Source organism: Vibrio profundi, assembly GCF_005281835.1.
In the GTDB taxonomy this organism is placed as follows: Bacteria; Pseudomonadota; Gammaproteobacteria; order Enterobacterales; family Vibrionaceae; genus Vibrio; species Vibrio profundi.
The window spans coordinates 310,246-322,243 of record NZ_RZIS01000004.1; the positions used below are offsets into that span (position 1 = coordinate 310,246).

Annotated in this window: 10 protein-coding genes; 2 read left to right on the plus strand and 8 right to left on the minus strand. The window is 42.6% G+C overall.

The features are described from left to right. Positions 1-45 precede the first annotated feature (45 nt). The 3 genes from ELZ11_RS12755 to ELZ11_RS12765 form a co-directional block, all read right to left on the minus strand. Positions 46-1,473, minus strand: a complete 1,428-nt coding sequence (locus ELZ11_RS12755; RefSeq protein WP_137357796.1) for a Y-family DNA polymerase — start codon at positions 1,471-1,473, stop codon at positions 46-48. Positions 1,474-1,479: 6 nt separating this feature from the next. Beyond that, complete coding sequence (imuA, locus tag ELZ11_RS12760) at positions 1,480-2,175, minus strand: translesion DNA synthesis-associated protein ImuA (RefSeq protein WP_137357797.1); 696 nt, start codon at positions 2,173-2,175, stop codon at positions 1,480-1,482. A gap of 152 nt (positions 2,176-2,327) precedes the next feature. Then, on the minus strand, positions 2,328-3,071 hold the full coding sequence (locus ELZ11_RS12765; RefSeq protein WP_137357798.1) for a YciK family oxidoreductase: 744 nt from the start codon (positions 3,069-3,071) through the stop codon (positions 2,328-2,330). 141 nt (positions 3,072-3,212) lie between these two features. Here ELZ11_RS12765 and sohB point away from each other — a divergent pair, with 141 nt between their 5' ends. Next, positions 3,213-4,274: a protease SohB gene (gene sohB / locus ELZ11_RS12770; protein WP_137357957.1), complete on the plus strand. Its 1,062-nt coding sequence runs from the start codon at positions 3,213-3,215 to the stop codon at positions 4,272-4,274. A gap of 70 nt (positions 4,275-4,344) precedes the next feature. Here the strand turns inward: sohB and ELZ11_RS12775 are convergent, their stop codons facing one another. Genes ELZ11_RS12775 through ELZ11_RS12785 form a run of 3 tightly spaced genes read right to left on the minus strand, consistent with a single transcriptional unit; the run spans position 4,345 to position 9,149 of the window. Continuing rightward, a complete protein-coding gene (locus ELZ11_RS12775; protein ID WP_137357799.1) occupies positions 4,345-5,889 on the minus strand; it encodes a SpoVR family protein in 1,545 nt (514 codons plus the stop codon). Positions 5,890-5,900: 11 nt separating this feature from the next. Then, on the minus strand, positions 5,901-7,172 hold the full coding sequence (locus ELZ11_RS12780; RefSeq protein ID WP_137357800.1) for a YeaH/YhbH family protein: 1,272 nt from the start codon (positions 7,170-7,172) through the stop codon (positions 5,901-5,903). A gap of 42 nt (positions 7,173-7,214) precedes the next feature. Then, the gene (locus ELZ11_RS12785) at positions 7,215-9,149 is read right to left on the minus strand and encodes a PrkA family serine protein kinase (protein WP_137357801.1); all 1,935 of its coding nucleotides are present in this window, start codon (positions 9,147-9,149) and stop codon (positions 7,215-7,217) included. Between the two features lie 401 nt (positions 9,150-9,550). Between ELZ11_RS12785 and ELZ11_RS12790 the strand changes: the two genes are divergently transcribed. After that, positions 9,551-10,258: a MipA/OmpV family protein gene (locus ELZ11_RS12790; protein WP_137357958.1), complete on the plus strand. Its 708-nt coding sequence runs from the start codon at positions 9,551-9,553 to the stop codon at positions 10,256-10,258. A 98-nt stretch (positions 10,259-10,356) separates the two neighbouring features. Here the strand turns inward: ELZ11_RS12790 and ELZ11_RS12795 are convergent, their stop codons facing one another. Together ELZ11_RS12795 and pflA are read right to left on the minus strand one after the other, a co-directional pair. After that, positions 10,357-10,857: a YfbU family protein gene (locus ELZ11_RS12795; RefSeq protein WP_137357802.1), complete on the minus strand. Its 501-nt coding sequence runs from the start codon at positions 10,855-10,857 to the stop codon at positions 10,357-10,359. Positions 10,858-11,078: 221 nt separating this feature from the next. Further along, positions 11,079-11,819 (minus strand): pyruvate formate lyase 1-activating protein, encoded by a 741-nt coding sequence (gene pflA / locus ELZ11_RS12800; RefSeq protein ID WP_137357803.1) that lies wholly within the window; start codon positions 11,817-11,819, stop codon positions 11,079-11,081. Positions 11,820-11,998: the final 179 nt, after the last annotated feature.

The following is an 11,998-nucleotide window of genomic DNA, read 5'->3' on the forward strand; positions in this document are numbered from 1 at the left end:
AATGGTATTGATGGCGAGTAATAGGTGAAGTCATGTAGCAGCGGCCTAACAAAATAAACCGTGTAAAAACCAATGCTTACTTGGAGTTCGATAAACCCATAACCAACGTCCTTGGGTACTACGTGCGATAAAGTAATCGCGTATCATTTTGTCACCATCCCACCATCCGGCAATAATTCGCTCCGGTCCTTGCGTGAGTTCTACTTCCTCTATGAGAACTTGAGGTTCTTCTAGCAAAATACTTGGTCTTAAACGTTGTTTATTTGGCTCTGCTTGTTTTAAGTCAGTAGGTGATGAATTGCTGCTATTGGTTGCTGGAGCGGTATATTGGTTGGCTTTCTCGGGTCTTGGGTCGTAAGTCAATTTGGGAGAGCTGATGGCACTATCCCCAAGTTTGGCTTGTAACAGAGAAAGCAGTTCTAACGAGCTTTGAGTGCCGATATCACCATCAAACAGGTCCCCATAGTTGGTATGCGGCTCCCCTTGACGAGTTAAAGATAGAGTCATGCCATGAACGGCGGAGTCTAACGTTAAAGACTCCAGTTTTAAGCTGGATAATGTCGCCCACTTTTCTGACAAGTAATCCCCTTGAGCGGAGGTAAATACGACGTTGCAGTCTGCGTGGTCACGCTGATGAAGCGTGAGAGTCAGATCGAAAGCCACTCGATCCCGTAAGCGTAGGAAGCTTTCGAGTTGTTTAAATAGTTTTACTAATGGCTTTTGTAACCACTGAACATTTTCGATATCGAAAAGCAGTTCAAGATATTGCTGGAACTTTTCTGGTGGGTGATAGAAATCAATAGGGTGTTTAAACTGCCCAGTTAAACGGCCAACGTAATTGACGAGATCGATGTCAAAGCGACGTGCAACTTCCGGCAAAGGTAGCGCTAGCAAGTCTTTGATATCTGTAATACCAACCCGGTTTAAACGTTCAATCTGTTTATTAGGAAGTTCGGTAGCCTGCACAGGTTGGCTAGCCAGTCTGTTTGTGATGACGGCTTTATCTGAGCTAATAAAGTTAGCACCGGACTTACCAAGCAGCATGGCAGAGTAAGGCGAGAACCCAGTTGCAAACTCAAAGTTGATATTAAGCGCTTCTAAGTGGTGATATAGCGCTTGCCAGTAATTGCTAAGTCCATCGTATAAAGAGAGCATATTGGAAGCCTTGATGAGCAAGCCATTAGGAGGCAGAACAACGATGTCCGAGGTGACTAAATACGCCCACTGTGCAACCTCGGTGAGCTTTGCCTGTTCTAGCTCTGCATTATAAGGGTGAACCTGAAGATCGCGGCAGAGTGCCGCTGCGGAGCCTAAGCCCATATCAGGTTGAATACCAGCGGTGCGCGCAACAGCATTACATTGTAATACGCTGTGATCGTTCTCACTTACAATGATCAGCGGCTGACAGCTTTCTTCTTGATAAAGAGCGTCAAGTTGCAGCTGTGGGAAGTGTATATAAATCCACAATAGCATGGTGGTTTACCCTTGTTTGGCCAAAGGAAAGTTAAGTACTGTTGCACTTTCTGATGCGTCAGTGTTTTGTTCATTTAAGGTTAAATCTGGCCATTGGCTTTCTAGCCCTAATACAAACGTTCCATATGACCAAGCACCTTTTCGCTTCACTATGGTGATCTCTAAACCTGTTTGATGCGGAGAAAGCTTCATACTCAAAGAAACGGGTAAGGAGATATGGTTCTGATTTGTGCTCTTGAAGATGAACTGCAAACATTTTCCAGTTTCACTGGCGACTTGTAAGCGCTTCGTTTGATGGATCTCAAGTTCAGAACCCCATAAAAAAACAGCATTACACGCGCCACTTTTTAGGCACTGTTCTGCAGTCCATAAAGCTTCGATCTCTGATTGAGTGTTGATGACCAAAATATTATGTAGAGGTATGTTTTGGCTAGAAAAAAACTCCGAACTAATAATCCCAGGAGGATTGATGAAAACAACCATTCGGTTAGCTTGGCTATACTTAATATGCGGCAGCATTAAGCGCAGTTCACCGATGCTATTTTGAGATTCAATCTCAATCACGCCATGTACAGGGAAGCCACCATCGAGTTTTTGATCGAGTAATGGAAACCCCGTCGAAATGGTTTGGTGCTGTTTCTGAGGCAGCTGACCTTGCCAGATTAGCTGGCGGTCTTTTAAATTTTCTATAAGTTCATGCATAATAAAATACCTGTATATATATACAGTATATTTGAGTGGGGATTTGCTGCAAGAAATTTTTGACTTTAAGAAAGGGGAACTTGGTTTGTCGTGGCCTAAAAAACAAAAAAGGCCGCAAAATGCGACCTTTCATTTACTTTAGAAACAGCATGTTAACGCTTTGGTTGAGCGTCAATACATTCGCCATTGGTCTCTGTCATGCTTGGATCCATCAAATGCAGATACAGAGGCATAATGTCTAGAGGAGTTTTCAGTGTATTTGCATCTTCACCTGGGTAGGCTTTAGCACGCATACGCGTTTGTGTTGCACCAGGGTTGATAGCGTTTACTCGAATTGGCGTATCGCTTAATTCGTCAGCGAGGATTTGCATCATGCCTTCAGTCGCAAATTTAGATATTGCGTAGCTACCCCAGAATGTGCGACCAGAGTGGCCAACAGTAGAAGATGTAAAGATTACACGGCCTGCTTCAGACTTTTTGAGCACTGGAAGCAATGCTTGAGTCATTAAGAACTGAGCTTTTACGTTGATTTGCATAACATCATCGAAAGTATCTTCTTCCACCTGATCGAACGGGCTTAGAGTACCAAGCACACCAGCGTTATGCAGCAATCCATCAAGGCGACCAAATTGACCTTCGATAGTTTCAGCCATATCTAGGTAGTTTTGTTTTGTCGCGCCTTTCAGATCTAGAGGGATGATGGCTGGTTGCGGGTAGCCAGCAGTTTCAATTTCATCGTAAATGAGTTCTAGGTTCTTAACGTTACGGCCAAGCAAAATCACAGTTGCGCCGCGCTCTGCAAAACTAAGCGCCGCTTGGCGACCAATACCAGCGCCAGCGCCGGTAACCAAAATGACTTTATCTTTGAGGGCATCTGGAGAGATTGAGTATTCCACCGTGCTAATCCTTCTTTTTCATTATGCAGTTCATTCCATTGGTGTTTTATCACACAGATAACGTTAGGAATGATTATAAATTCTTGGTAATCGTGACAAGATGGTTACAATACACTAATTCATACATTAGGGGATATGACATTGGAATTTTTGTTGGACTACGGCTTGTTTTTAGCCAAGATTGCGACTGTCGTTATCGCGATTATTGCTATTTTGGTTATCGCAAAGTCTGTGAATGGAAAATCAGGTGCGGCAAAAGGTGAGCTAGAAATTACTAACCTATCGGATCAACACAAAGAGACGATTGAACAGTTAGAGCATCATTTACACGATGGCGCTTTCATCAAGGCGCGTGATAAAGCTGAAAAGAAAGCAGAAAAAGAAAAAACAAAATCACGTGACAAAGAAGTAAAGAAAGCTGCGAAAGAAGGGGATCTCGACAGTAAGCGTGAGCCTCATCTGTTTGTTTTAGATTTCAATGGCAGCATTGATGCAAAAGAAGTGGCGTCATTACGTGAAGAAGTGACAGCCATTCTTGCGGTTGCACGTGAAGGTGATGAAGTGCTACTAAGACTTGAGTCTGGTGGCGGTATGGTTCATGGCTATGGTTTGGCTTCATCTCAATTAGACCGTATTAAGGCTTCTGGTTTACCGTTAACTATTTCAGTCGATAAAGTGGCGGCAAGTGGCGGTTACATGATGGCGTGTATTGCCGATAAAATTGTATCAGCGCCATTTGCGATTGTAGGGTCTATTGGCGTAATTGCTCAGTTACCTAACTTTAATAAACTATTGAAAAAGCACGATATTGAATTTGAACAGCTGACTGCTGGTGAATACAAACGAACTTTGACTATGTTTGGTGAGAACAGCGATAAAGCTCGTGAGAAGTTCAAAGAAGAGCTAGAAGAAACACATGGTTTATTCAAAGATTTCATTCGTGATCACCGACCAGAGTTAGACCTTGAAAAGGTAGCGACTGGTGAGCATTGGTTTGGCACTCAAGCTAAGGCGCTAGGGCTGGTGGATGAAATTCGTACATCAGACGATCTGGTTGTTGAAGCTTGTAAAGACAAAACTGTGCTAGCTATTCACTATGTTCAGAAGAAAAAGCTTTCAGATAAACTCGCTGGTGTAGCGGGCAAATCTGCAGACAGTGTGTTAATGAAGTTAATTGAACGTGGCCAGAAGCCAATTGTTTAATCAATGAATTGACCAATAAAAAGGGCGACACAAAAGTGTCGCCCTTTTTCATTTTCTCACGGTGAAAAGGTTATATCTTTGCATCATAGTCGTTGCGTTGAGGACAAGCTGAGAGGATCTCTCTGCGGCCAGTATCTTTAAGTTCTTCAAGAACGACATCAAACCCCCATAATCGGTAGAGATGCTTCATTACTTCTTCGTGCCCTTTATCAAGTGGGATTCGATCGTGTGGCACATACTGCAAAGTCATAGATCGATCGCCACGAACATCCACATTAAATACCTGAATATTCGGTTCTAAGTTACTTAAGTTATATTGGGCAGCCAGTTTTTCACGAATCATTCGATAACCAGACTCATCATGAATGGCACTGACTTCAATGAAATTCTTTCTGTCATCATCGACAATGGCAAACAGCTTAAAATCACGCATTAACTTGGGTGATAAATACTGGCTGATAAAGCTCTCGTCTTTGAAGTTTTTCATTGCAAAGTGAACCGCATCTAGCCAATCCGTACCCGCAAGATCTGGGAACCACTCGCGGTCTTCATCGGTAGGTTCTTCACAAATCCGTCTTATGTCCTTAAACATCGCGAAGCCGAGTGCATAAGGGTTTATGCCACTAAAGTAAGGGCTGTTGTAGGACGGCTGTGCCACAACGCTGGTATGACTGTGCAAAAACTCAAGAATGAATTTATCTGTCACTAGCCCTTCATCGTAAAGGTGATTCAAAATAGTGTAGTGCCAGAACGTTGCCCAACCTTCGTTCATCACTTGGGTTTGTTTTTGTGGGTAAAAATATTGACTGACTTTACGCACAATACGTACACATTCCCGTTGCCATGGTTCAAGTAGTGGTGCGTGTTTTTCAATGAAGTAAAGAATGTTTTCTTGAGGTTCACTTGGGAAGCGAACCTTGATGTCTTCTTCCTTGGTTTTGGACTTAGGAACGGTTCGCCATAATTCATTCACTTGTGATTGCAAATAGGCTTCGCGTTCTTCTTGGCGAGCTTTTTCCTCTGCGATGGATATTTTTTCAGGTCGCTTGTAGCGGTCGACGCCGAAATTCATTAATGCATGGCAAGAGTCGATAAGCTGTTCTACTTCAGCGACGCCGTATTTTTCTTCGCACTCGGTAATGTATTTTTTCGCAAAGAGTAAGTAGTCGATGATAGAGCTTGCATCGGTCCAAGTTTGGAATAAATAGTTGCCTTTGAAGAAAGAGTTATGGCCGTAACAAGCGTGAGCCATTACCAAAGCTTGCATGGTTACGGTGTTTTCTTCCATCAAATAAGCGATACAAGGGTCAGAGTTAATGACGATTTCATAAGCAAGCCCCATTTGCCCATGCTTGTAGTTTTGCTCGGTTTGAATGAACTTCTTACCGAATGACCAGTGGTTGTAATTAATGGGCATACCAATACTGGAGTAGGCATCCATCATTTGCTCTGACGTGATCACTTCGATTTGATTGGGGTAGGTGTCCAATCGATAATGCTTTGCGACTCGTTTAATCTCTACATGGTATTCTTCCAAAAGATTAAAGGTCCAATCTGGGCCATCAGGCAGTGTCTTCGTTTTGCCTTTTTCGGCAACGCTAGATTTCGTTGTCATGGCAAGCCTCCTTACGCTGTCTCTTTTTGAAACAACTCCCTAAATACAGGGAAGATGTCGTCGACGGTGCGAATATTCTTCATCGCAAAGTTATCAAATTCCGCTTCCAGCTTTTCATACTCGTGCCATAAGGTTTGGTGTGAGCGACGAGTGATTTCGATGTAGGAATAGTACTGACAGGTTGGCAGCAGTTTGTTGACGAGTAATTCCTTACAACGTGGAGAATCGTCAGCCCAGTTATCGCCATCAGAAGCTTGAGCGGCATAAATATTCCACTCGGCTACTGGGTAGCGGTCTGCAACAATTTCATTCATCAGTTTCAAGGCACTGGATACTATGGTTCCACCAGTTTCTTGAGAGTAGAAAAACTCGTGTTCATCTACTTCTTTGGCTTGTGTGTGGTGGCGGATGAAAACAACCTCGACGTTTTCATAAGTGCGATTAAGAAATAGGTAAAGCAATACGTAAAAACGTTTTGCGATATCTTTTGTGGCTTGGTCCATGGAGCCTGATACATCCATTAAGCAGAACATGACCGCTTGGCTGGATGGTATAGGTCGTCTTTCGTAATTTTTGAAGCGTAAGTCAAACGTGTCGATGAATGGAACGCTATCGATTTTTTGTCTTAACTCTTCGATTTCTTTTTTGATACGGCTTTCTTCAAATGGTTGAGCGGGCTCTTCCATTTTTATCTGGTCAAGTTGCTCCATTAATTCATTGAGCAGACGTTTTTTACCAGCCGTCATTGCAGTTCGGCGAGCAAGTGATTGCTGCAATGAGCGCACGATGGCGATGTTGGAAGGGATACCGGCAGTTTGGAACCCTGCACGGTGTGTCTTCCACTCGGTGATCTTGTTGATTTGGTTTTTTTCTAAGTTCGGTAACGCTAAGTCTTCGAACAAAATATCTAAGTATTCATCTTTGGATATTTGGAATACAAATTCATCTTGTCCTTCGCCATCTTGGCTAGCGTCGCCATCACCTGAACCACCACCTTGGCCACCACCTTTCGGGCGTTCAATTTTGTCGCCCGTGATGAATTGGTCATTACCAGGGTGAACGCGCTCGCGCATTCCCCCTTGGCCTTGGTGGAATGAAGGCTCTTTGATGTCTTTATGTGGAATAGAGACATCTTCACCCGTTTCAGTATTGGTGATCGAGCGTCGGTTTACTGCATCGGCTACAGATTCCTTTATTTGCTCTTTATGGCGTCTCAAGAAACGCTGTCTGTTAACAGCGCTCTTGTTCTTGCCATTGAGCCTCCGATCGATAAATTGCGCCATAAATTTCCCCTTTAAGTATCGCAACAACAATCCATCTTGTGTTTACGAGGATTTACGTACTCTTAGGTACCACTCAGACAGCAATCTAACTTGCTTCTCGGTGTAACCTTTTTCCATCATACGAGCGACAAAGTCGTCGTGTTTTTTCTGATCTTCAGAAGTGGTTTTAGCGTTAAAGGAAATAACAGGCAGTAGCTCTTCAGTATTGGAGAACATTTTCTTTTCTATTACTGTGCGAAGTTTTTCGTAACTGGTCCATACCGGGTTCTGGCCATTGTTGTTAGCTTTGGCACGAAGTACGAAGTTAACGATCTCGTTACGGAAATCTTTAGGATTACTAATCCCTGCGGTTTTTTCTATTTTCTCAAGCTCACCGTTTAGTGAAGCTCGATCGAATAGTTGGCCTGTTTCTGGATCGCGATATTCTTGATCTTGAATCCAGAAATCGGCGTAGGTGACATAGCGGTCGAAAATATTCTGACCGTATTCAGAGTAAGACTCCAAGTATGCGGTTTGAATTTCTTTACCAATGAACTCGACATAGCGTGGCACTAGGTAACCTTTCAAGAACTCAAGGTAGCGCTCAGATTGCTCTTGAGGGAACTGCTCACGTTCAATTTGCTGCTCAACTACATAGAAAAGGTGAACAGGGTTAGCAGCCACTTCGGTTTGGTCGAAGTTAAATACACGCGATAGGATTTTGAATGCGAAACGGGTAGATAGCCCGGACATGCCTTCATCTACACCCGCATAGTCGCGGTATTCCTGGTAGCTCTTCGCTTTTGGATCCGTATCTTTGAGGGTTTCTCCGTCGTAGACGCGCATTTTAGAGAAGAGTGAAGAGTTCTCAGGATCTTTTAGGCGCGACAAGATACTGAATTGCGATAGCAGTTCGAGTGTACTTGGCGAGCAAGGAGCCTGTGAAAGTTCACTATGATCCAGAAGTTTCTGGTAGATCTTTACTTCTTCAGAAACACGTAGACAGTAAGGTACTTTTACAATGTACACACGATCTAAGAAGGCTTCATTGTTCTTGTTATTGCGGAATGTTTGCCACTCAGATTCATTGGAGTGAGCTAAAATCATCCCGTCAAAAGGAAGAGCTGATAATCCTTCAGTACCGTTAAAGTTACCTTCTTGTGTTGCAGTCAATAGCGGGTGTAAGACCTTGATTGGCGCTTTAAACATCTCTACGAATTCCATCAAACCTTGGTTCGCTTTACATAGCGCACCTGAATAGCTGTAGGCATCTGGATCGTCTTGTGAAAAGTGCTCAAGTTGTCGAATATCAACTTTACCAACCAAAGATGAAATGTCTTGGTTGTTTTCATCGCCCGGCTCTGTTTTAGCAATTGCGACTTGATCAAGAATCGAAGGACGGACTTTTACGACTTTAAACTTGGAAATATCACCGCCAAAGTCATGCAAGCGTTTAGCTGCCCATGGAGACATGATAGAGCGGACATAGCGTTTCTCGATGCCGTATTCCTGTTTCAGTAGGTCGCCGTCTTCATTCACATCAAATAAGCAGAATGGGTGATCATTTACTGGGCTGCGCTCGCCATTAGCGGAGAGTACATAGATAGGCATCTTTTGCATTAGGGCTTTAAGTTTCTCTGCAAGAGAAGACTTACCACCACCCACTGGACCTAATAAATATAGGATTTGTTTACGTTCTTCTAAACCTTGTGCGGCATGTTTTAGGTAAGAAACAATTTGTTCTATGGCATCTTCCATTCCATAGAAATCTTCAAATTCTTTATAGCGCGAAATGACACGATTAGAGAAGATTCGGCTCAATCTCGGATCTTGAGCAGTATCGATAATTTCAGGTTCGCCTATCGCAAGTAGAAGACGTTCAGCGGCATTTGCATATGCGCTTTTGTCATCCTTACATAAGGCTAAAAAGTCCTGTAAAGACAGCTCTTCATCTTTGGCTGCTTCATAACGTGCTTGATAGTGGTCGAAAATACTCATAATCACATTCCCCTTGTAAACCAGTCAAACTGACGAGCATTCTAAATAATGGTGGCCCCATACAATTTAAGCCTAGACCTGGTTAGGCAATTTTGCTTAACAATTATGTGTTTATTTAATATCGAGCATTTAATTTTGAGAGGTGAGAACGTGCCTGGTGTAGTTATTGCTTGAGTAAATATAAATTCTAATTTGGCGAAAAAAAGCAGAGCTAAGCCGCTGTCATTTTGTCACTAAATAGTGCATTTTATATATTTTGAGGAATTTTTAGTGGTGTTCTTGCTACTTGGTACGGGGTTCCATATAATGTGCAAATTCTGTTCAGAATGTTCATTTCAAAGTAGGTAAATACAGTGAATAAAACTTGGTTAGTTGCAGCAACTCTCGGTGCATCATTGTCAATGACGGCAAATGTTAACGCAAAAGTGTCACAGTGGTCGTTGGGGGTAGCGGCATCCTATTCACCTGCTGTTTATCGAGATACTCCTTCTAATAAAACCGTTATTCCAATGATTGGTTATGAAGGCGAACATTTCTTTATGCGTGGTTTTAGTGCCGGTTACCGTTTGTACCCTGTAGGTAGCCCGCAAAATATCGTTTTTCGCGCGGTTTATGATCCAAGAACACTAAAACCAGAAGATTCTGATAACGCAGATATCCAACAGCTCGATGAGCGTAAAGCATCAGTCCTTGGAGGCGTGAGCTACCAATTGATCACGTTAGTGGGGATGTTTGAAGCAACGGTCGGATCTGATCTCGGTTTCCAACACAATGGTATCTACGCTGAAACGGCTTGGCGCTTACCTATTCGTCGTAAGGGGTGGGCGATTACTCCTTCGATTGGTTACTCATACAACAGTGAACGTTTGAACAATCACCTATATGGTGTGAGTGCGGAAGAAGCCGGAAGAACCGGTTTAAATGAATTTGACGCAGATTGGGATGGACAATACTTTATCGGCTTGAGTGCTTATGCCCACTTAACACCGAATATTCGAATTACAGGTGGTGTTCGTTACACTAACCTTGAAGGTGAGATTGAAAAAAGCCCAATTATTGAGAGCGGTGTAAACACAACTGCCAACATTGGCGTCGCTTACGTTTTCTAAGCAACACTCATCAAAATAACGAAGGGGTTGATACAAGTGTATCAACCCCTTTTCTTATGCATTTTATTTGTCGCCATACTAGCAATGGCTTGGTAATTTTACGCGTTAAAGATCTGGCTTAATTCAGTCGCACATAAGTGATATTGACGCGGGCAATTGCGCCAAGTCGTTAGCATACGACGATATTTCTCTAGCATTGGCATTTGGCTGTTGAAGTGGTGGTCTGCTTTATCGAACTGAGGGTATAAACCTTCAGAATCCACTAGGAAGCGTACGTAATTTACGGCTTGCGCTTCAGACGCAATATCGAAGCCCAAAAATTGCAGTCGACGTTGATCTACATCCACTCGTTCAGCATCAGCCAACATTTTGTTCGATTCTTGCATGGCATGGTACATTTCCATGATGTCGATAACTTCACGACATTCCACTTCTGTTAGGCAACCAAACTCTTTATTGAGTTCGCGCATTTGCAACTCATAGCCACGCTCTACAATCGTCTGAAGGCGTTGGTATTTTGCCGAATTCTCAGGATCCATTTGAGACATTAAGTGATATTGATTTGAAAGAATTAGACGCTGAGCATTGGTCATTTCCATTGGGAAACCTCACTAAAAAAACGAAACTTAATATTTGTTTGATGAAGTAAGATTACCAGTGTTTATATAGCTCGAAACATGATCTCAACACGGTTTTAATGTGATTTGTTGAAACTATAAACAAATGTTGTAAATAGTTTTTTCAGAAGTAAAAAGAGTAGGGGAGATACGAAAAAACGCCTCCAAAAAGGAAGCGTTTTTGAGTGTTGATTGGTTTAATTTTAGTACTTCACATTCGAGTGATATTCGCTAAGCACTTCAACAATTTGATCCATAGTTTCTTTGCTTGGAGGGTTTACGCCTTCCAATGGATATTCATTGCCTAGTGCTTCCCACTTATGGGCGCCAAGCTTATGGTAAGGCAATAGCTCAACCTTCTCGATATTATCCATATCTTTAATAAATTCACCGAGTAAGCGTGCGTCTTCAGGGTTGTCGGTGTAACCCGGGACGACCACATAGCGAATCCAAGTAGTTTGACCTATCTTGTGTAGGTAACGGGCAAAATCGAGCGTACGCTTATTAGAAACACCGATAAAGTCATGGTGAATTTCATCACGCATATGTTTTAAGTCAAGCATTACTAGGTCGGTGGCTTCTAGAACGTCATCAATCACTTCTGAGTGTTTGCGAATATAGCCATTTGTATCGAGGCAGGTGTGAATGCCTTCTGCTTGCGCAGCTTTAAAAAAGTCACGCACAAATTCTGGTTGAAGCATAGCTTCACCACCTGAGCAGGTAATGCCGCCGCCAGAAGCTTTCATAAAGTGACGATAGCTTTTGGCTTCATTGATGATTTCTTCCACGGTGACTTCTTTACCACCATGAACATCCCAAGTATCGCGGTTATGACAATACATACAACGCATTAAGCAACCCTGCAGAAAAACAATGAAGCGGATGCCAGGTCCATCGACAGTACCACAAGATTCAAATGAATGAATTCGACCAGTTGTAGACATAAGTGATTCTCGAATTGGGATAATAGTCGTTATTTTATTACAAAAAGTAGGGTTTAAATAGTGTTATTGGTTACTACCGCTGGTGAATTAAACCAATTAAGTCATGTTTTTACATTAGATGAAAATGGCATCGACTTATGTTGCTTATATGTTCAAATGTGTGATCAAAATGTACAAAA